Source organism: Streptoalloteichus hindustanus (assembly GCF_900129375.1).
Lineage (GTDB): Bacteria > Actinomycetota > Actinomycetes > Mycobacteriales > Pseudonocardiaceae > Streptoalloteichus > Streptoalloteichus hindustanus.
Window position 1 is genome coordinate 15,758 of sequence record NZ_FQVN01000013.1, and the last position, 19,769, is coordinate 35,526.

Annotated in this window: 17 protein-coding genes; 6 read left to right on the forward strand and 11 right to left on the reverse strand. The window is 70.8% G+C overall.

The features are described 5' to 3' along the window. Nucleotides 1-4: 4 nt before the first annotated feature. The 8 genes from BUE43_RS27945 to BUE43_RS27980 all read right to left on the reverse strand — a co-directional run bounded on the left by BUE43_RS27945 (nt 5) and on the right by BUE43_RS27980 (nt 9,512). Nucleotides 5-2,194: a DUF6603 domain-containing protein gene (locus tag BUE43_RS27945; RefSeq protein ID WP_073489033.1), complete on the reverse strand. Its 2,190-nt coding sequence runs from the start codon at nt 2,192-2,194 to the stop codon at nt 5-7. Next, nucleotides 2,191-2,706 carry a hypothetical protein gene (locus BUE43_RS27950; protein ID WP_159447802.1) on the reverse strand — a complete coding sequence of 172 codons (516 nt, stop codon included), beginning with the start codon at nt 2,704-2,706 and terminating at the stop codon, nt 2,191-2,193. Before BUE43_RS27950 ends, BUE43_RS27945 begins: the two co-directional genes overlap by 4 nt. Beyond that, complete coding sequence (locus BUE43_RS27955) at nt 2,685-4,277, reverse strand: hypothetical protein (protein WP_073489038.1); 1,593 nt, start codon at nt 4,275-4,277, stop codon at nt 2,685-2,687. The genes BUE43_RS27950 and BUE43_RS27955 overlap by 22 nt, the downstream gene beginning before the upstream one ends. A 12-nt stretch (nt 4,278-4,289) precedes the next feature. Beyond that, on the reverse strand, nt 4,290-6,035 hold the full coding sequence (locus BUE43_RS27960; RefSeq protein WP_073489040.1) for a hypothetical protein: 1,746 nt from the start codon (nt 6,033-6,035) through the stop codon (nt 4,290-4,292). Between the two features lie 687 nt (nt 6,036-6,722). Continuing rightward, nucleotides 6,723-6,929: a hypothetical protein gene (locus BUE43_RS27965; protein ID WP_073489042.1), complete on the reverse strand. Its 207-nt coding sequence runs from the start codon at nt 6,927-6,929 to the stop codon at nt 6,723-6,725. A 368-nt stretch (nt 6,930-7,297) separates the two neighbouring features. Continuing rightward, the gene (locus tag BUE43_RS27970) at nt 7,298-7,690 is read right to left on the reverse strand and encodes a hypothetical protein (RefSeq protein WP_073489044.1); all 393 of its coding nucleotides are present in this window, start codon (nt 7,688-7,690) and stop codon (nt 7,298-7,300) included. A 72-nt stretch (nt 7,691-7,762) separates the two neighbouring features. After that, the gene (locus BUE43_RS35830) at nt 7,763-8,305 is read right to left on the reverse strand and encodes a hypothetical protein (RefSeq protein ID WP_327083582.1); all 543 of its coding nucleotides are present in this window, start codon (nt 8,303-8,305) and stop codon (nt 7,763-7,765) included. Between the two features lie 817 nt (nt 8,306-9,122). After that, a complete protein-coding gene (locus tag BUE43_RS27980) occupies nt 9,123-9,512 on the reverse strand; it encodes an AbrB/MazE/SpoVT family DNA-binding domain-containing protein (protein WP_234995968.1) in 390 nt (129 codons plus the stop codon). Between the two features lie 648 nt (nt 9,513-10,160). Here BUE43_RS27980 and BUE43_RS35690 point away from each other — a divergent pair. Further along, a complete protein-coding gene (locus BUE43_RS35690; RefSeq protein ID WP_268844454.1) occupies nt 10,161-10,283 on the forward strand; it encodes a hypothetical protein in 123 nt (40 codons plus the stop codon). Nucleotides 10,284-10,954: 671 nt separating this feature from the next. Here the strand turns inward: BUE43_RS35690 and BUE43_RS27990 are convergent. After that, entirely contained in the window at nt 10,955-11,161 is a 207-nt protein-coding gene (locus BUE43_RS27990) for a hypothetical protein (RefSeq protein ID WP_073489046.1), read from the reverse strand. Nucleotides 11,162-11,599: 438 nt separating this feature from the next. Here BUE43_RS27990 and BUE43_RS27995 point away from each other — a divergent pair, with 438 nt between their 5' ends. Further along, nucleotides 11,600-11,905 (forward strand): hypothetical protein, encoded by a 306-nt coding sequence (locus tag BUE43_RS27995; protein WP_073489048.1) that lies wholly within the window; start codon nt 11,600-11,602, stop codon nt 11,903-11,905. 58 nt (nt 11,906-11,963) lie between these two features. On the opposite strand, the gene BUE43_RS28000 is transcribed toward BUE43_RS27995, so the two are convergent. Next, the gene (locus tag BUE43_RS28000; RefSeq protein WP_073489051.1) at nt 11,964-12,383 is read right to left on the reverse strand and encodes a hypothetical protein; all 420 of its coding nucleotides are present in this window, start codon (nt 12,381-12,383) and stop codon (nt 11,964-11,966) included. A 497-nt stretch (nt 12,384-12,880) separates the two neighbouring features. After that, the gene (locus BUE43_RS28005) at nt 12,881-13,825 is read right to left on the reverse strand and encodes an MBL fold metallo-hydrolase (protein WP_073489053.1); all 945 of its coding nucleotides are present in this window, start codon (nt 13,823-13,825) and stop codon (nt 12,881-12,883) included. A gap of 269 nt (nt 13,826-14,094) precedes the next feature. Here BUE43_RS28005 and BUE43_RS28010 point away from each other — a divergent pair, with 269 nt between their 5' ends. The 4 genes from BUE43_RS28010 to BUE43_RS28025 all read left to right on the forward strand — a co-directional run bounded on the left by BUE43_RS28010 (nt 14,095) and on the right by BUE43_RS28025 (nt 19,769). Continuing rightward, on the forward strand, nt 14,095-16,377 hold the full coding sequence (locus BUE43_RS28010) for an ATP-binding protein (RefSeq protein ID WP_083960248.1): 2,283 nt from the start codon (nt 14,095-14,097) through the stop codon (nt 16,375-16,377). A 908-nt stretch (nt 16,378-17,285) separates the two neighbouring features. Beyond that, nucleotides 17,286-17,654, forward strand: coding sequence for a helix-turn-helix domain-containing protein (locus BUE43_RS28015; protein WP_143174435.1), 369 nt, complete (start codon nt 17,286-17,288; stop codon nt 17,652-17,654). A 613-nt stretch (nt 17,655-18,267) separates the two neighbouring features. Further along, the gene (locus BUE43_RS33790; RefSeq protein ID WP_143174436.1) at nt 18,268-19,491 is read left to right on the forward strand and encodes a CpaE/TadZ family protein; all 1,224 of its coding nucleotides are present in this window, start codon (nt 18,268-18,270) and stop codon (nt 19,489-19,491) included. Continuing rightward, a complete protein-coding gene (locus BUE43_RS28025) occupies nt 19,488-19,769 on the forward strand; it encodes a hypothetical protein (protein ID WP_073489057.1) in 282 nt (93 codons plus the stop codon). Before BUE43_RS33790 ends, BUE43_RS28025 begins: the two co-directional genes overlap by 4 nt.

The following is a 19,769-nucleotide window of genomic DNA, read 5'->3' on the forward strand; positions in this document are numbered from 1 at the left end:
ACGTTCACCTCCCCGAGGCGGCGGTGATCAGGGGTGGGTCGGTGAACAGCGTGCTCGCGCGGGAGGCGTAGGCCCCGAGGGGTGCATTGCCGCCCGGCGCCACGCCCAGCGCCGCCAGCCCGTCGTACAGCGCCGTGCGGCGCCCGGCGGTGTCGTCCGCGCCGATCCCCCCGTCGGGATCACTGATGGTGGCCACGCTGTCCGGGTCGGCCTCGGCGCGCGGCCCCGCCGGGTCGCGCTCCTGGAGGGGAATCGCGGCGCGGGGCAGCTCGTCGACCTCCAGCGCCTCGCCGCGGACCGGGCCGAGCTCGCCCTCCCGGCGAGGGGCGGGCACCTGGAACCGGATGCCGGACAGGCACCCGGAGATGACACCGTCCTCCCTCATCGCCCGCTCCGGGGACGTACCGGGATCACCCCACAACGCCCGCGGCACACCCCGCCGCACCACCGTCACCGACCAGTCGTTGTCCTTCGGGTGGTACACGCTGTCGTAGCGGTGGACCGTCACCCTGTGCTCGGACACCACGTCGCGGTAGCCCATCGGGCGGATCGTGATCCGGTCCTTCTCGGCGCCCTCCAGCAGCGCGCCGTTCAGGGTGATCTTCGAGGCGGGAACGACCGACTCGGTGGCGACGGTGAAGCCGTCGGCCGAGACCAGCTGGGGCGCTTTGGTGGCCTTGCGGGCCTCGGTCTCCGCGGCGTCCACGTCGGCCAGCAACCCGCGCTGGGGCACCACCGCCACCGCCGCCGGGAGCTGCACCCGGAACTCGTCCCACCCGGGCAGGGGCGCCTCGTCGCGCCCGGAGCCGATGCCGATCGTGAAGGAGATGAACCAGACCTTGACCCGCGCGCGCCCACCGATCGGCGGCCCCCACAGGTCCAGGCTGACCCCGACCTCCAGCGACACCCGGACCCGGACGAACACCACCTTCACCGTCGCGGACACGCCGACGCTCAGGCCCATCGACAGGGAGAAGGAGAACGGCTTCCACCGCACGAGCGCGTCGACCCAGGCCGTGAACCAGGCACGGAGGTTGATCCCGTGCCCGTTGTCGTACACGGCCTCCAGCCGCCCGCCGGCCATGAACGCCCCGTCGGTGATCGCCAGGTACGCCTCGCCGCTGATCGTGACCGGGCCCCGGGACCAGCGCCAGCCGACCCTGGGCACCCTCGGGTAGTAGCCGGGCGGCTGGAAGTCCCTGTGGTACCCGCCGACGGTGAAGACGAACCCCTTGCCCCCGCCCGAGGCGGTGCGGTCACTGCCCCAGATGTACAGCGCCAGCCCGCCGGACAACTCGGCCGCCGGATCGAGCACGTAGGAACCGGGCGCGAGCACCGCGTCCATCGAGAACCGGTTGTGCTCGCCGTGGTAGGCGATCGCCAGGTCGACCACCAGCCGGGCCAACGGCCGTCTCGCGGCCTTGTTGCGGGGCAGGTCGAGGGTCGTGCGGCCGATCAGGCAGACCTGCCACGTCGGTCCACCGTGGACCAGCAGCAGCGCGCGGGCCTCCAGGAACCGGAACGAGCTGAACTCCAGGCCACCCGCTCCCCAGTACTCCCCGGCCCGCGGCGTGACCCAGCCGCCGGGGCCGGCCAGCGACTCCAGCACCTCCTCCGGGGTCCCGCCCGCACCGCCGGAGATCCGTTGCACCAACGGGAAGTCCCGCACCTCGTCGATCCGGGGATCGCGGATCCGGCTGTTGACGCCGAAGCCCAGGCACACCGCCATGACGGTGAACACCGGGGGTCCGAACAACCCCCGGTCACCGCTGCCGCCGACCTCGCCGAACAGGAACATCGACGACCAGCCGTCGCGGCTGCGCGCGTAGCTGCCCATCGCGTGGAGCGCGAAGAAACCCGTCTCCACCGCGGCCATGCCGGTCAACCACTCCGCGTACTTCGGATCAACGCGCCGTTCCAGCACACCGGTGACGCGCACCGGGGGTTTGTCCATCTGCAGGCCCGCGCCCCGCAGCGTCGGGGACACGGTGAAGCGACTGTCGATGCCGAAGCCCAGCCCGGCCAACGCCAACTGCGCCGGACCCACCGCCAGAGAAGCGTCCACCAGCACGAACAACCGGCCCTGCGCGTAACTCAACCCGACCCGTCGCACCTCGACCGGGCCCAGTGTCAGACCGAGGTCCCGCCACGCCTCACCGCCCGCCTGCCGTGGCCGGCGCTCCAGTTCCGTCATGCCGCTCCTCCCGCTCGCCGGTTCCCGGCACCAGCCGCCAACCACAGCGGCGTGGGCTTGCCCGCCACCACCAGCTCAACCCCCACCGTCAGGCCCGCGGCCAACCCCTCGGCGGGCAGCCCGGGAAGCCGCAGCACCTGGGCCGCGTCACCGACCAGGTCCAGCGCCGCGGCGACCGCGGCCACCTGCGCAGGCGTCCACGCCGAGGCGGCGTGACCGAACTGGGCGCCGGCCACCACGACGTCCCGATCGGCCGGAACCGCGTCCCCCACCAGCGGAAGGTGCGACATCCGCGCGTCGACCCGCCCCCGCACCTGGAGGACCTTCGCCCGGCCCGCCCCCTCGCCCACCGCGGCCGCCAGCACGCTCACGTGCTCGGTCCCCGCGCCCACCACGCACGCCCTGGTCGCCGAGTCGTACGCCACGACCACACCCCGCGCCTCGGGCCAGGGCAGGTCGGGAAGCTCGGCGGTCTCCCAGCCCAGCGCCGTCAGCAGCGTGCGCGCGGGCACACCCTCGTCGGCGTGCCAGGACGCGGCGAACGCTGTCCCGGCCGGGTCGGTGTCGAACGCGAGCCGCAGGTCCAACCACCGCTCGACGCAGTCGTCCCCTCCGGCCGGCAGGGACAGCTCACCCCAGAAACTGACGCTGGTTCCCCGACCCGGGAGACCTGGGCGTGGACGGCGAGGGGAGCGAGCACCTCGCCCACCGGGAGGGAGCACGCGCAGGTGACGGTGGCGACCTGGGCGGTGGGGTCGAAGGCCAACGCGACCTCGTCGAGCGTGAGCCCGGCCAGCGGGGCGGGCAGCGGTGTCCCCAGGGTGTCGCGGAGCCAGTCCGAGAACCCGGCGAACTCCAGGGCCGCGGTGGTGTCGGCGGCCAGCAGCCAGCCCGTGCCCGCCTCCCGCCGCGCCTCCAGGCAGACCACCGCGTCGGCCACGGCGAGGCCGGCGGTGATCGTGACCAGGTCGGGCGCGCCACCGATCCCCGACAACTCCAGGCTGACCCCCTCCACCGACAGGTCCTCGAAGAACCGCCACGAGGTGTCCAGCCCCAGGGAGACGGTGTAGGAGCGGTCGGCCAACCGGGCCGCCACCGCCAGGCGGGAGACCCGCACGCCGACGTCGATCCCGGACTCCGCCAGGTGGTCCTCGACCAGCTCATCGGTGGCGTCCGGGTTGTCCAGACACGCGGTCAGCACGAGATCCGGCACGCTGATGTGCGCGGTCACCGTGTCGCCGCCCACCCGCAGCGCCGCGACCAGCTCCGCGGAGACCGACCGCGCCGGCGGCAGCCCGAGCCCGGGCTCGTCCCAACCGACGCCGAAGCGCACCGCGAGACGGTCCACGCGCAACAGGTCGGGGACGAGAACCCAGTCCACATTGGACAGTTCGACGCCCACCCACATCCAGCGGAACCCGTTCGTGCCGTCGATGCCGCACCGCAGGCTGACTCCGGCGAGCGCGCCACCGGTGGGCACCTCCTCGGGCAGAGCCAGCTCCTCCGGTGTGAGCGCGTCCAGACCGGGCAGGTCCACCAGCGCCGCGAGATCCGGCAGCCCCAGCTCGGGACCGAACTCCCCGGACAGCTCGTACACCCCACCTGGCTCGTCGGGCGGACGGACCACCAGGCACGCCCGGTGCGAGCGCACCGTGAACGCCAGCCCACCGGCGGCCCAGGACCGGCCGCCCTCGGCGCCGACATCGGCGGCCAGCACGAGGACCGCGCCGTCGAAGCCGAACCCGTCGCGGAAGACGTCCAACGACAGCCGGAGATAGGAGGTGTCGATCTCCCACTCGGTCAGCGGCGCCGCCAGCCGCAACCCGGTCACCCGGTCGGCGTTCTCGACGAACACCACGTCGACCCGGGGCAGGTCGCCGACCTCCCCCAGCTGGGCCGCCCCGGACAGCCGCAGCCCCGCGAGGTCGTGGTCCAACGGCTCCCGCACCACCAGATCACCGGACAGGTACGTGTCGAAGAACTCCGCCGCGTAGTCCAGGCCCAGGTCCTGGGCGGAGAGCGTGAACGGTTCCCCGCTGGAGACCGCGTCCTCGATACGCGATCGCAGCTCCGACACCAGCATCGCTGCGGCTCCTCACCGGTCTCGACGTTCTCGTTGCGGCGGCTTGGGCGGCAGGGGCGCGGGCACGCGGGGTCGCTGTCGTTCGTTCCCGTTGCCGCTGACCGGTGTCGCCGGATGCTGGAGCGCGTCCTGGGCGACAGCGGACGCGCGTTGCCTCACGGACTCAGGAACCTGGGACGGGTCCACCGTCACCGTGCGCAGGCGTTGTCGTGTCGTGCAGTCGAAGAGGGGATGATCGCCGGGGCGCCAGCCGGCGCCCAGCTCTCGGCTCCGGCCATCCGCGGCCACCCAGGCCGCTAGTTTCTGAGCGTAGTCCCGGATGTCGGCCACCGGGGTCGGGTCGTCGGGGGCGCCGCTGTCGGGCGGCAACGCCGCGACGAGCGCGGTGAAGGGGGCGGGGTCCCGGAACGCGGCGTCGGGCAGGTCGGCACGCTTCCTCGGCAGGAACACGTGACGCTGCCACAACACCTCGACGCCGCCGGAGTCCAATTTGGACAGAGTGGGGGCGTAGGAGGCCCGGGTGGGGAGGCCGAGTTCCGCGGCGATCCTGGTCTCGTCCAGCGTCCGCGCGTCCAGGCGCGCCTGCCTGGTCCGCTGCGCGCCGGCCAGCGCCTCGACGGCCTTCTTGTCCGTCGGGTGTTTCCTGATGTGGTCCTCGATGCGCTTGATGTTCGCCTTGGCGCAACTGTCCGACTTGTTCTGGCGCCGCGACGGCCCCAGTCGGCGTGGGTTCACGTCCTGGCGGACCCCACTGACCCAGGCCGTGGTGACATCGTTGCCGTGGGTCCGAGCCTCCTCCAGCGTGACGACCGGTGACTGGAAGAACACCTCTCCGGCCTTCACCGCGCTCGGCGTGAACGGCTGGAAGACCTGCCCTGCCAGGGCGACCAGCTCGTCGTACTGCTTCTTCAGCTCGGCGACCGCCGTCTTCTGCCCCGCCGACAACGCGTTCCACTCCGCGGCGTTGGCCGGGTCGTCCCACCGGTACACGCTGTCGTGGGTCCGGCCCGTCCGCGCGAGGAACATCCTCCGCGCGAGTCTCTCCGGAGTCCCGACCGGGGCGTCCGCACCGGAACCCCCGCCTACGTCGAGCGACCCGGACAGGATGTGCACGGCGTGGACCATCTGGTGGGCCAGGCCGATCTCGGGCGCCATGGCGACCCGGTCGACGAGGAAACCGTTGCGGGGACCGAACACCATCGTCGCGAACGCCCCGCGCCCGTCGGCCGCCGGCGCCGACCTCGCCGTCGGCTCCACCAGGGTGTGGACGTGGTCGGCGAACGACTCGTCCTGCAGGACCACCAACCTGATCGGCACCCGGCGGTCGGGCACGGAGGCCAGGCGGGCCTCCAGCACACGGGGGTTGATCCCGTGGTCGGGGTGGTCCTGGCCGTACGTTCCCTCCACCTCCCCGGGCAACGGGTCCGGAAGCGGCTCGGCCACCCCGAAGAAGTCCACCAGCCGCCGCCCCAGCGGACGGCGTCGCAGCCGCTCCACCAACTCCGCGATCTCGGCGACGAACTCGTCCGGCGACAGCGCCGGCCGCTCCCGTTCGGTGGGAAATCCCAGCTTGGCGAGTCGGGCCTGAGCGACCGAGGGCTCGCCGTTCACCGCGATGCCGGGACGGATCTCGGTCGCCCGTACCGAAGCTCCGTCATCCCAGGCGAGGACCACCTGTCGTCGGGCGAACGGAACCTCGTTCGGTTCGGCGGTCAGGGAAGAGCGGAACGGATCACCGGCCGGGCCGAGAACGAGCATCGCCTGTGCCTCTCTGGCGATCGTGGGATCACGCCGGATTCCGCCGTGCCCCTCGGTCGGGTGCCATGCTATTTGGCGGACTCGGCTGACCAGAAGGGCTGACGGCACAATTCGGCCGACCGGGTCAGGTGTCACCTACACGTCGCACAATCGTCATCGGATCAGGGTATGGACGGCCCGCGAAGCGGACTGGTAGGTCTGGAAGAAGGGTGTGCTTCAGCCCAGGCCAGGGCCACGAACCGCCCCGTTCGGCGCACGGAAGGAGGAAGCAAGCCGGCCGACTCCGCGGTTCGGCGACAATCAGGCGGAGATGCGACACCGGTTCCGGAAGACGCTCCAACAAAAGATCGCTCTGGTTGACGAGCGCCGCTCAACGCCCAAGGAAACCGGCCACGAAAACCTTGACCCCTGATGGGTCGACGGTTTTGTGTCGCCACCATCGCGACGTGAGATCGCGGACGAATCGATCTCGCTATGTGGCCGCCCTGGGGTGTGAATGCGTGGCATGGACGCGGCCGCTTTACGGTGCGGACGTGTTTCTCGGCGTTGTGGCCCAGGGTGCCGTCCGTCACCTCGCGTCTCACGGGGCCGTGCGGTAGCGGCGTGGGTCGTCCCGAAGCTCGTCGAAGTCTGTCGGATGTCCGCTGGGCAGGGTGGGGATGCGGTGCCCCGAGGCCGGCGACAGCGTCACCCCAGGGACAAGGACACGATCACGTCGAGGCGGTCAACAAGCCCTTCGGTGACGACGAGTCTGCCGAACGTGATCTCGAACCCGAGATCTGGCAGATCTTGCGGCGACGCCTGACTGAGTTCCTGCACTTCGACGAGTACAACGTGCTGCCGGAAAGCGTGACGTTCGTGCGCCTGCAGACGGCTCCCGAGGACGAACTCCACCCCAAGGAGCAGACGGCGCTCTCGCTACTCCATATGACAGGCGTGGACTCCGAGGAGTTCACCAAGGACTCCTCCGAGAGCCGCAGAGCCGCGCTTGAACGAACTGACCGACCAGCTCTTCGACTACTGGACCCGCTGCTCCCTCCGAACCGAACCGTGACCACGGGGTAGCGCACGCCAAACATTTTCGAACGAACGGCCGAAGCGCTTCTTCCCGCGCAACCGCCTGCGATCCGCCAACTAGGTCCGGGCAACTCGGGCCGCCGTCCACACCTACTCGGCAAACACGCGCCCCGCCCAGCCGCAGTGGTATTCGTACCTACCTTGGAAACGGTCGTTCGACCGAATAACGATCGCGGTCCGCGGTGTCACACGCGGAGGCGTGCGACGATCGTGGAGTTGATTGTCCTGCCCTCCTGCTGGATGTCCATGCGGATCTCCAACATCTGACCTTCCCGCTTGGAGTTCAGGGTCATCTGGTGCTTGCTGGTCCTCCACGTGACGCCGTCACTCAGATTCCCCATGAACCTGAACCTCTCCTTGTGGTAGAAGCCCTCCCCTTCCACCATCCCCGAATAGGGACGAACGGTGAGCCGCAGCACGGGGACCTCGCCCTGCTCGACCAACCGGCGTTCACGCGGGTAGAGCACCCGCACTTCATCCCTGTCCTCCAGCGACTGCTGCCACACGAACAGGTGTCCCCGCTCGTCGTAGACGACCGCCGCCGTGATGTCACCTGCCCGCTTCGTGAACGCGCCCATCAGCCATGCCTCCTGGTGTGATCGGCTCGCACCGTCCACGCTGTGTGCCGCCGTGCCCATCACGGAGAGAGTTCACCCGGTGCAGTGATGACCGGCCGGGGAGTCACCACCGCCTGTCCGGGCCGGCTTCATGTGACGATCCGAACGAGCGATACCCCAACGGTCTCCGGCCCGCGGCCCTCCACGGAATCCGCCAAAAGTCCGAACAACACAGCCACGCGGTGTTCGCCCCTGCTTGGCGGGCCGCAGGTCAGGCGCTCCGGTCTTCGCGAACTTCGACTGGAACGGCCCAAGGGACTCAGCTGCGGGGTTGAGCCGTCGAACATGGTCGGCCGAGACCAGGCTGTCGAAGGTGGGGCCCGGCCAGAAGAACCTGGCCGGGCCCCACCTGTCAGTCTGCGTCGTTGCTCGCCAAGGGGTGTGTTCATCGGTGAGTACCGACAGGGCGGTCGCCACCTCGTGCAGGCTCGCCCGGACGTAGGTCGCGGTGGATCCCGTGTCGCCGCCGTCGATGTGACCAGCGAACGCGCGCGCGATGGCGTAGCCGGCGTTCCGCTCGACCCAGGTCAGGGTGGTGTGACGGAGCCAGTGGGTGGAGATGCCCTGTGTGGCCACCCAGGGCAGGGTGTTCGCCGATCCGTTTCCGCAGGTGGTCGTAGCGGCGTGTGGTGATCGGTTGCCCGCTGGTGTAGCGAAGGAGCTGTCCGTTCGGTGGGGCGCCGCGTTGTTCGCCGTGCTGTCGCAGGTGGGCCATCAGTGTGGGTGAGACCGGTTGCCACCGCACCGTCTCGCCCTTCTCGCGCAGGAAGATCAAGGACTGTGCGGGGTCGAGGTCCCGGGGACGCAGCGCGAGCGCGCCCCCGCGGCGACAGGCGGTCTCGGTGTGCAGCCGCAGCAACAGTGTGTCCAGCGCGGGGTCGTTGCCGGTGGTCGCGGCGACGCGGATGATCTCGGCCAGCCCTTGGTGAGCCACGGCCCGGCGGGTCGAGGGCAGGCGCCGAGGCTTGGGGACCTTCCGCGCCGGGTTGTTGGCCGCGGGTGATCAGCCCGTCGTTCTCGGCGTGCCGGTAGACGCAGCGCAGGGCGGCGACGAGATGCTCGGCGGCGCCTCGTCCGCCACGGGAGTTCCGGCGGGTCACCACGGTGAGCTTGACCTGCTCGACCAGGTGTTTGATCTCCGACGGGGTTGGTTCGTCGATGCGTCTGTGGCCCCAGCGTTCGGGAACGCGGTTCCAGTACGAGCCGTACACACGCCGCGTCCCCTCCGAGACAGCCTTCTCAACGATGGGGATGTAGGTGGCGAAGGTGGGGATTTCCCTGTCCGACCGTGGGGCCGCCAGGAGGTCCTCGGGTGCGATGCCCATGCGGTCCAGCAGCAACCGTGCCGCCTCCAACTCCGCGGCGACCGGCGGTGGTGACGAGGGGTGGGCGGTCATGCCGGTTCACCTCCGAGCAGACGGGTGTGGCACTCACTGATCAGGGCGTCCAGGGAGGAGGGTGGGTGGACGACGAGCCGGCCCCGGGCGGGATCGGCGACCAGGAGCACCCGATCACCTGGAACCAGGCCGAACCAGTGCCGAACCGGAGCGGGCAGCCGCAGGTATCCCTGGCCGCCCACGATCGAGACGCCCTCGGGGTCCGGCTGAATCACCAACAGGCCCTGAGCCTCGTGCAGGTTCAGTCGGGTTCCCGGCGCCCAGCCGAGTGCCCGCACGGTGATCTGGTCGGCGACGCGGCCACGGGTGTCGACGGCTGCCAGGCCATAGACGGTGGCGGTGGCGCGAAGCGCGGGGACGGCGGGAAGCGGGAGTGCGTTCGTCACGGCGAACGCCTTGGTGCGCTCGTCACAGGAACGACGTGAAGGAGGTCCAGGCACGACCGGCCTGATCAGCGGCGACCTCACCGGCACCACCCCAACGGGCCAGCAGCGACGTGGGTCGACGGTGCCACCGTCGCGTGCTCAAGTGCACTTGAGCACGGACACGGGCGGCGGGGCAGGGGTGCTGCAACTCATCGACCCGGCCCACAACCCGGCCAGGAAGGTCACCACACCCCGACGTCTGCCCTCGACCCGCCGGGCGGTGTCCCATGCCGGCCTCGCGGAGATCAACGAGGCCGCGGCCACGACGGGCAACGATCCCGAACTGGACACCCTGTTGCTGCGGCTGCACACCGAAACCGCCTGCCGCCGCGGCGGGGCCCTGGCCCACATCCCCGCGACCTCGATGTCGAGCAGTGTCTGGTCTTCCTGCGGGCGAAGGGGCAGACCGTGCGGTGGCAACCGGTCTCGCCAGGTTGATGGGGCACCTTCAGCGGCACGTCGACCAGCGCGGCGCCCCACCGGACGGGCAGCTCCTTCGCTACCGCGATGGGCGGCCGATCAGCACCCGCCGCTATGACCAGCTGTGGAAGCGCATCGGCCGTCAGAATCGAGCGCAGGGAATGCAAGGAACTGTGGGCTGGGGCGGGCGTGCTCGCACTGATCGGTGTGGGAGTCCTCGTCGGTACCTGGCTGTCCTGGTGGACGTTGGCGGGTCTGAAGTTGCTGGCGGCCGGCCTGTTCGGCCTGGCTGCCCCGCAAAAGCTCCTGTGATTCGCGCCCGACCGGGCCGGCGACCCGTCGCGCGCTGCCGTGCGGGCACCGCTGACCGACAGCGCGTTCGTCGGGCCGGCGTCGGCGAGCATCAGGACCACGGCCTCGCGGGCTGGTCGGCCGCGTGCACCGTACGAAAACGCCGGGGCAGCCCACCGGAATCTGTGGGAGCAGCACGCCCGTGAGCCCACGAACGCTTGGTCAGGCTCGTCTTCGGACGTCCGGAGAACAGCGACGACCGACGACCAACCGGGGAGGGGGAACCTGATTCCCCCTCCCCGGCCGGTGCCGCAGTCGCGGGACTGCGGCCAGGCCCGGCGGCGAACTCAGCGAGGGCACCGGCCGGCGACGTCGTCGGCCGGCACCACGAGGCGCTCGACGCCGACGAGGGCGGCGGACGAGGAACCCCTGCGGCACCAGCCGCGGGGGCGGCAGGTTCTTCGGAGATACTTCCGTCTGGGGGTGCGTCTAGACGGTCTATCCCGGCACCCGCGATGATGGTCGGGTGATGATGCACTCGCAGAGGAATCCGGACCAGTCCGAGTAGCACTCCTAGTGGAGTGAATCATCGCTGGTAGAAGGCAGGGAAAGGCCGGAAGGGAGCCTCAGGGTGTGCCAGCACCCTGTGGACCGGCTCCCTCCCGGCCTTGGGGTAACGGGCTCTTCTCCGCCTACCGCTTGCGGGTCACGTGCGCGAGCAGGCGGAGCCCGGCCGCGGCTAACCTGGTGGTCATCTGCACCACCGGGTAGCTGCTGGTCACGGCGGTCACCGCGTCCAGCGCCACGGCCAGCCCGGCACAGGCTGGGGCGAGCCACAGGGGCCATGCCCCCCTGTTGTCGGGGGTCCCGTTGTCGTCGGCGTCTCCAGATCCGGCCATGCTCTCTCCTTGTCTCCCGTTCGGGCCGCTCCAACCGGAGCCGGCTACCGGTCGAAATCCCGGCACCCTAGGGAGATCTGCGAGCGAGGCCGTCGTTGCTCACCGACACACGAACGCTAGCGAAGATCGGCGATCTTTCCACCACCGAGAACGACCGCGGCGGAAAGATTGTCGGGGGTTTCCGTCCGTCAGGCGGATGGAAACCCCGGCGACAGGCCGATGCCGCGCAGGGGATGTCCTGCCAGCGGTCGGCGGTGCGGACATGGTCCAGGACGACGGGGGACCGGCAGGGCCAGCGGCCGTGGCCGGTGATGGCGGCAGAACACCTTCAAGGTCAGTCCTGTAGACAGCGGCACAGCGCTGTCTACAGCACTCGGTGTCTACAAGTAACGAGCACCAGGATCACAGTGCGCCTGACGGAGGACCACCCCCCACGGCGTGGCGGCGGCACCGTGGCCACCCGAGGAGCTGGCCGCTGCTTACGACCGGCTGCAGCGCACGACCCTGGCCCGCGTCACGGTCGGCACCGCGCCCAGCGCCGTCACCGACGCGGAGCTGGTGCTGCTGACCATCGACGGGCTGCACGATGTCCTCGGTGACGACCGGATCTCCGAGCTCGTCGCCGCCCACCGGCACGCCGGCGTGGCCGAGCTGGCCCGATCGCTGCTGGACGCCACGGCCGACGTTGGCTTGGCACCGCAGGACAACGCCTCGCTCGCCGTGATCGAGACGCGGCGCGGCTAGCCGACGAAGCGGAAAGCTGCCCCGGCCATCCAGGCCGGGGCAGCGTCGTCTCGTCTCGTCACCGGCTCCAGCCCTGCAGGGCGTGGCGAAGATCTTCCCCGTGGCTGGCGATCGCCTTGGTCATCTCCGCCATGGCTTGGACGTGACTGCCCAGGGCGGCACGGTGGTCGGCCATGCCGCCGGCGTGATCGGCGAGGGCCTGGGCGTGGTCGGAGAGCCGCTTGGCGAGCTGCTGTTGTTGCTGGGCCAGCACTTCCTGGTGGTCGCCGATGGCGCGGAGCTGGTGGTACAGCGCGGTCAGGACCTGTAGCTGCGCGCGGCCCACCAGGCGTGCGGCCTCATCCGGGTCCTTCTCCTGGCGGGCCTGGTGATCCAGGTGCTGGGCTGACTCGATCCTCATCTCGGCGATCTCCCGGTACTCCCACCAGGACGCGGCGTCCGGGTCCGGCGGGGGGATGTGACGAGCGTGATCATCCATGGCCCCAGAGGCTACGGGGAGAGCCCCGCTCGTCCCCGGCCGTCTCACACCGCTTCTGCGCTTCTGTTCCCTTGGCCTAGACCGGTCCCCTCCTAACCGGTGCGGCATCCTGCACTACCCCGAGACCGGGCGCACCATCAAAGCCCCTTACGGGAAACCGAAGCCGCCCCAGGCCGAGGCCGACATCCGCGCCGTGCTCGACACCATCGCCCAACTACCGCACCACCCCTGCGCGCCCACCACCACTGCCACGGCTGCAGCCATCATGGGTGGGTGCAGCGAGCCTCACGCCTGGGCATGCACGTCCGGAGGTTCACCGCAATCCCCCAGGCCACCATGACCGTTTCGTGCTTTTGACCTGCGGCTTTACTGTTGGGTCCTCATCGCTCGCTCCTGTGAGGGGCTGCAAGGGAATGCGCCGAGCACAGGGGAAGCTCGGGTGCCTGATGGCGACGCCGGGGTGTGGGGAGGACCTGGTGCGCTGGCTGTGTGGGTGGTCAGGCGTGGCAGGTGAGGGGGCGGCCGCCGTTGTAGGCGACCAGGTCCTGCATCGCGGACCTCATGTTCAGGGACTGTCCGGGTGTGAGTCCGTCGAGTTCGGCGTGGGCGCGGTGCAGGTTCAGCACGATGCGCTCGGGGTCCACCAGGTCCCGGAACTCGCCGAGGTCGGTTTCGTGGGCGGCTTGCAGGGGGGTGAGTCCGGCCTGTTTGGTTTCGGTGGCGACCCGTTGGACGAAGTGGAGGTAGTCCAGGACGTGGTCGATGGTCTCGGGGCCGCAGACGGGGCCGTGGCCGGGGACGACGGTGTGGGCGCCCAGGGGTTTGACGACGTGTTCCAGGACGTGGATCCAGCCGGTGAGTGAGCCGTGCAGGAGCACGGGGGTCACGCCGTTGGAGATGAGGTCGCCGGCGTAGAGGACCTTGCGGTCGGGGACCCAGACGATGGTGTCGCCGACGGTGTGGGCGGGGCGTCCGACGTGGAGGACCTCGCAGCGGAGGTCGTCGAGCCAGAGGGTGAGGCGGTCGGTGTAGGTGAGGGTGGCGGGGGCGAGTCGGATGTCGCCCCAGTCGACGGGGGCGAGCCAGGGCACCGATCGCAGCCCCAGGCCCTGGTCGATCACGGCCTGCCGGCAGTGTTCGTGGGCGATGATGGTGGCGTCCTGGAACAGGTAGAGGCCGTAGGTGTGGTCGGCGTGGTGGTGGGTGACCACGGCGGTGCGCACCGGTTGGTCGGTGACGGTGCTGAGGGCGTCGAGGTAGGCGAGGGTGCGCTGCGCGGTGGAGCAGGCGTCCACGCTGATCACGCCGTGGCGGCCGACGAGGGCGCCGCAGTTGCTGATGAACCAGCCGCCGTCGGGTTGCACGTACGCGTAGAGACCGTCGCTGATCTCCTCCAGCCGGGGCGGGGGTGGAACGTCACGGTCACGCGGCGACGAGGCCATCCTGTTGTTCTCTCCTGACGGGGCTGCCGAGTCGCTGTGGATCTTCCTTGATCCTGTGGTCGTTGCCGCCGGGGAACGCCTCGTGAACGGGAAAATCACTCGGACGTGCCGCTGGGGCCGCGGGCGATGACGGCCACTGGTCGCTTCCGTCACTCGGCAGGGGGAAAACGTCGGGCACGCCGGTGCAAGATCACCGATTCGTCTCGTCTGCGCGTGTGGGTGGGTGTCTGCTCTGCCGGCACGAGGACACGAACGGCTCAGGGGGAACGATGACCGGCCAGAGGGGGAACCAGAACCAGGACAGCGCAGCGGGGTTCGGGGACCGGTTGCGGCGGGCGCGGGAGGCGTCCGGGCTGTCGCTGCGGGAACTCGCCGCGATCGTCCACTACACCGCGGGGCACATCAGCAAGGTCGAGCTGGGGGAGCGTGCCGCGACGGTGGAGTTCGCCGAAGCGTGCGACCAGGCCCTGAACGTGGGCGGGGAGTTGGTGCGGTGCGCTCAGACCAGCGCCGCCGCCCGGGAGGGAGCGCTCCGGCCGGCGCAGCTCCCGCTGGTGTCGGCGGAGTTCGCCGGCCGGCACGACGAACTGGCGGCGTTGGATGAGGCGCTGGACGCCGGCTGCCCGGTCATCGTGATCGACGGCGCCGCCGGGTGCGGGAAGACGTCGTTGGCGTTGCGGTGGGCTCATCAGGTCGCCCCACGGTTCCCGGACGGCCAGTTGTACGCCGACCTGCGGGGGTATGCCGCCGACGGCGAGCCGGCCGAACCGGGGGATGTGCTGGAGGAGATGCTGATCGCCCTCGGCGTCCAGCCCAGCGACATCCCGGCCTCCCTGGAGCCACGGGCCGCCATGGTCCGGTCGCTGCTGGCCCCTCGCCGGGTGCTGGTCCTGCTGGACAACGCTCGCGCGTCCCGCCAGATCCTGCCGCTGTTGCCGGGTGCCGCGGGCTGCGTGGTCGTGATCACCAGCCGCACCCGGCAGGACAGCCTGATGATGTGGACCGGGGCCCGGCGGGTGCCGTTGGGTCTGATGTCGCCCGAGGACGCCCAGTCCCTGCTTCGCGCTGTGATCGGCGCTGACCGCGCGGCCGCCGAACCCGACGCGGTCGGGCGGTTGGCGACGCTGTGCGCGTACCTGCCGCTGGCCTTGCGCATCGCCGCCCAGCGGGTGGCCACCCGCCCCCACCACCGCCTGTCCGACCTCGTCGACGACCTGGCCCGCAGTGGTGACCTGTTGGGCGCGCTGGCGGTGGACGACGACGAGACCACGGCGATCCGCCCGGTCCTGAGCTGGTCCTACACCGCCCTGGATCCCCACGCGGCGCGGCTGTTCCGGCTGGTGAGCCTGCACCCGGGGCAGATCAGCCTGCCGGCGTTGGCGTCGCTGGCGGGTCTCGCGGTTCCCGAGGCACACCGACTGGTGACCACCCTGACCCACGCGCACCTGGCCGAGGAGACCGGGCCCGACCTGTACGGCATGCACGACCTGCTGCGGGGCTACGCCGGCGAACTCGCCACCACTCTCGACACCCACGAGCAGCGCGGCGACGCCGCCACCCGCCTCGTGGACTGGTACCTCCACACCTCCAACAACGCCCGGGCCGTGATCGCGCCACCCACGTTGCGCCCCCTGCCGTTGAAGGCGCCGCTGCCCGGGGTGGTTCCCCACGAGTTCTCCTCCCGGGAGGACGCGCTGCGCTGGTACCGCACCGAGGAGGACAACATCGTCGCGGTCACCCGGCTGGCGCTCCACCACGACCTGCACGAGGCCGCGTGGCAGTTCCCCGTCGCCTGGACCACCTACCTGATGATGCGGGGACCCCACCACGTCTACGACCGGCTCCACCAGCTCGGCCAGCGCGCCGCCCGACTGGCCGGCGACACCAACGGCGAAGCCTGGGTCACGGCCACCTACGCCTACCTGTTGCGCGGCCGGGGCCATCTCGACCGGGCCGAACAGCAGTTCCGGCACGCGGTCGACCTCCGTCGCCAGCTCGCCGACCCGCGCGGGCAGGCGTGGGCCACCACCGGGCTCGGCCTGGTCGCCCATGACCGACACGATCTCGACCTGGCCGGTGCGCGTCTTCGCGAGGCGCTCACGCTGTTCGAGCAGACCACCGACCAGCACGGCCGGGCGATGGCCCTGTCCGCCCTCGGGGACGTCCACCGTGCCGCCGCCCGGATCGAGGAGGCGCACCGCTGTCTCACCGAGGCGCTGGCCATCCAGACCGAGCTGAGGATCGGCTACGGGCAGGGTCACACGCTGGCCGTCCTGGCCGAGGTTCACCGAGAGCGTGGCGAGCTGGACCAGGCGCTGCGTCACCTGGAGCGGTCGTTGGCTCTGCGGCGTCGCCTGGGTGACCGGTTCGGCACCGCCGACGCCCTGGAGCGGGTGGGTGATCTCGTGGCGGAGATGGGACGGCCGCAGGATGCGCACGACGCGTGGAGCGAGGCCGCGGAGCTGCTCGACGAACTCGGCTCCGCCCGCGCCACCAGCATCCGCGAGCGACTCCGTGGCGAGAGTTTCTCGCGCCGCAGCGAGGACGGGTGACGGCGGCGCTGGGAACAGTCGGTCCCGCCGGGGTGGCGGGGAAGGCGCGGGGGAGAAGCGAGTCCGACACCGAAGCGCGCGGTGATCAATCGCTGCGGCTTGTCCGAGGGGTGAGGCCGCTCCTCGCCCGGGGTGCGGCGCCGTCGTGGCCGGGTTCCCCACCCTGGCTGTGAACGACGAGTCCGACACGGTGGTTCGCGCGGGACGCGCCTCCTTGACATGACGCGATCACCTCCCGTACGCGCGTGAGTGCGCGCACGCAGGGTGGTGTTCGGCGTGGTCGTCCCGCTGTGCGCAAGTCCTTCCGGGAGCAACTGCTGCCTGTGTTGCCCTGTCGCCTGTGTGTCGCGACATGGCAACCCTTGATGACGCCAACGCCGCGACGGGACGATCACCGCATGCTCGGTTGACACCTCGTCTGGGAGAGAAAGCCTCCTCGACTCCGCTTCGCGGTCTCCCATTGGGAGCTGCCGCGGCGGGCCGGAATCACCGCCTCCATCGGAACAGCGCGGAGCGGACCCCAGGGAAGGGCTGACGACAGGTGGGGCCTGCTGGTTCGTGCGTGAGCAGGGAGAAAACCGGATGGCCGTCTTCGACACCATCGTGGTGGGGCCGGCACGGCCGAGGTCGTACCCGGCCAGGCCACCACCGATCGGCACCTCATCCTCGCGGCGATGCCGAACACGGCATTGGTTGTGGCGTAAGGACAAGGCGACTCGGCGCGCGTGGCGGCGGTGTGTCTGGGGGACGCCAGCCCGACGTGCCATCACGGCGGAAAGAACAACAACACCCGGCTGTTGGGTGACGTTCACCGCCATGACCTCAGTGGTGAAGAAGGGAAATCTCCTTCGGCTTCTGCCCACAAGGCCCAGCGGAAGGAGGTGCTGTGAAAGGTGAAGGGGGATCTGATGAACGGCTCTGGTGGCTACCCGGGGCGGCGGGTGTTCGGCGCGGAGCTGCGGCGGTGGCGCAAGCGTCGTGGCCTGACGCTGCGGGAGCTGGGACACCTGGTCGCCTACAGCGCCGGACAGCTCTGCAAAGTGGAGGTAGGGCGGCGGGCGCCGTCGCGTCAGCTCGCCGTGGCCTGCGACCGGGTGCTGGACGCCGGGGGAGCGCTGGTGGCCATCGCCCCACCCCAACCGCCACGGCCTCGTCGGGCGGCTGCGGCGGGGCGATCGGTGGTGCTCCGCGGATTTCTGGAAGATGGCAGGCCGCTCTTTGTGGTGCTGCCGGTCATGCCTGACGGACACAGGTCATCCGGTGGCTGTGTCGGGTAGCGAACCCTCGGTCCGAGGGGGCAGACCTCGCCGGGGATCACGTCCAGGACGTGGTGGCGTCCCTGGAACCGGTCGCCGGTTCCAGGGACGTCGTGTCGCGTTCAGGTGCGGTCACGACGGCGACGCTGGACGGCTCGCCGTCCGATCGACAGCGCCAGTCCTGCGATCAGGCCCAGTGGCAGAGACAGCCACCACGTCGTTCCGGTGAGTGCCACCGCCCCGCCGACGGCCGCATGTTCTCACTCACCACCAGTTGCCACGGTCGTGTTCCAGCCGGTTGCCATCAACTGGAATGTCCTTCGTTTGGCAACAGATGTTCGAGTCGTAGCCCCCCGATCCCGAGTTCCTCAGGATCGCGCCAGCCCCAGCCGAAACCCCGCCTTGCGCATCAGCGATGAGCGTTCCCCCTCCCACGCACAGGCGAGACGATGCCCAGCCGACTTCCCGTTCGTTGTCATTGCCAGGTGATGTGGCAACGCGAGAACCCTGTGCCTCGGATGATCCGTCGTCGATAGTGGTGGTGCGAGAAACGCACGTGTGAGCCCTTCGGAACATTTCGTGCCTCGGTGCGGTCTCGCGTTGATTCTCGCGTCATTCGCGCACGGAGGACGTCATGACCGAACCACACCACGGACAGCCCCTGTTCGGGGCTGGGGGAGCGCTCCACCGGGCCGGGGCGGGATGGGCCGCCCCGGCCGCCGACCAGGCCACCACCGACGGTGCGGGCGGGGCGCGCGGGCAGCACCGGCCGGACCCGCTCGGGGAGGCGGGGCAACGGCCGGTGCTGCCCGGAACCCCTACCTCCATCCCGCCCTGGGTGGCGGCGGCGCCCCGGTGGGCGGGCATCGCCCACCGAGCCCATCCCGGTGGGACGGAGCAGGACCTGGCCGGGGTGGTGGACACCGCCGCCTTCACCGCCGCGAACGCGGCACACGCGGGCGCCGACCCGGAGCGGGTGCGGGAACTGGCAGGGGAGGTCGCGGTGGGTGCGGCGGCGGCGCTGCGCGTGATCGACGAGGACGCCGTCCGCGCCGCCGAACCCGCGCACCTGGACTGGCGGGCGTTCGGTCAGGTCGTGCCGGTGCTGGGGGCCGGTGCGGGGGTGGGGGCCAGCGTCGTCGCGGCGGTGCTGACCGATCTGCTCGCCTCTGGGGGACCAACCCTGCTGATCGACCCGAACGACCCGGCCCGCAGTGGGCTTTCGGCCGCAGCACCCGCCCAGGGACCGCGCCGGCCCTCGCCGCACGCCCGGGTGTGGTTGCGGTGCGGCCACCGTGGCCCCGCCCTGGTGCTACGTCTGGAGACCACCCTGCCGGTGATTACGCCAGGACTGGTTCCGGGCCCGCGGTGGTGGACCCCGCCCACCGGCACTCCCCGCGTGACGGTGGTGGACACCGGTGATGACGGGTGGCGGCTGGCGACCAACCCGGCCGGTGGTCCCGGGGTGTGGATGCGACGCGGAACCCCCGCCCCGTGCCCGGTCCTGGTCGTGCGCCCGTCCCGGCCGAGCCTGGTGGCCGCCGAGCAGCTCCTGGCCCGCCTGGAGCCGTGGGTGCACGCCGGACTGGTCGTCCCGGTGCGGGCCCTGGTGGTGTCGGGAGCGCGGCGCTGGCCGCGCGGCGTGGTGGGCGCGGCCGGCCGCAGGGTGAGCGCCCTGCTCACCTCGGCGCGGTTTCTCCCACACCACCCCGAGATCGTCCGCGGTGGGATCGGCCCGCAGATCACGCCATCCCGGTCGCGGAGGGCTCTGCTGCCCCTGCTGGCCGACCTCGGACTCACACCCCGCCGGCACACCACGCCCTGGTGGGGAAGGCCAGGAAGGGGAATCGTGCGATGAGTCGCCACGCGTTGCCAGGACAGCTGCCGCCCAACCCGGACCCGATCACCCCCGAGTGGGCCAAACCCATCATCGACATCGTCGCGATGGCCAAGGGCTTCGCCGGGTGGTCGGTGGTGGGGTGCTTCTTCACCGCACTGGCGGTGTGGTGCGCGGGCCGGTGGTTCGACCATCACCGTCTGGCCCGGATCGGCGTGATCGGCATGGTCGTGGCCTGCGCCGGCGGCCTCTTCTACGGCATGGGCTACCAGCTCATCAGCTCCTTCGCGGGCGGGTGA

Excerpts from the sequence above, each read along its gene's own strand:
- BUE43_RS27945 (WP_073489033.1), bottom strand. The coding sequence starts at position 2,194 with ATGACGGAACTGGAGCGCCGGCCACGGCAGGCGGGCGGTGAGGCGTGG.
- BUE43_RS27955 (WP_073489038.1), bottom strand. The coding sequence starts at position 4,277 with ATGCTGGTGTCGGAGCTGCGATCGCGTATCGAGGACGCGGTCTCCAGC.
- BUE43_RS27960 (WP_073489040.1), bottom strand. The coding sequence starts at position 6,035 with ATGCTCGTTCTCGGCCCGGCCGGTGATCCGTTCCGCTCTTCCCTGACC.
- BUE43_RS27970 (WP_073489044.1), bottom strand. The coding sequence starts at position 7,690 with ATGGGCGCGTTCACGAAGCGGGCAGGTGACATCACGGCGGCGGTCGTC.
- BUE43_RS27990 (WP_073489046.1), bottom strand. The coding sequence starts at position 11,161 with ATGGCCGGATCTGGAGACGCCGACGACAACGGGACCCCCGACAACAGG.
- BUE43_RS28000 (WP_073489051.1), bottom strand. The coding sequence starts at position 12,383 with ATGGATGATCACGCTCGTCACATCCCCCCGCCGGACCCGGACGCCGCG.
- BUE43_RS28005 (WP_073489053.1), bottom strand. The coding sequence starts at position 13,825 with ATGGCCTCGTCGCCGCGTGACCGTGACGTTCCACCCCCGCCCCGGCTG.
- BUE43_RS28010 (WP_083960248.1), top strand. The coding sequence starts at position 14,095 with ATGACCGGCCAGAGGGGGAACCAGAACCAGGACAGCGCAGCGGGGTTC.
- BUE43_RS28015 (WP_143174435.1), top strand. The coding sequence starts at position 17,286 with ATGAACGGCTCTGGTGGCTACCCGGGGCGGCGGGTGTTCGGCGCGGAG.
- BUE43_RS33790 (WP_143174436.1), top strand. The coding sequence starts at position 18,268 with ATGACCGAACCACACCACGGACAGCCCCTGTTCGGGGCTGGGGGAGCG.
- BUE43_RS28025 (WP_073489057.1), top strand. The coding sequence starts at position 19,488 with ATGAGTCGCCACGCGTTGCCAGGACAGCTGCCGCCCAACCCGGACCCG.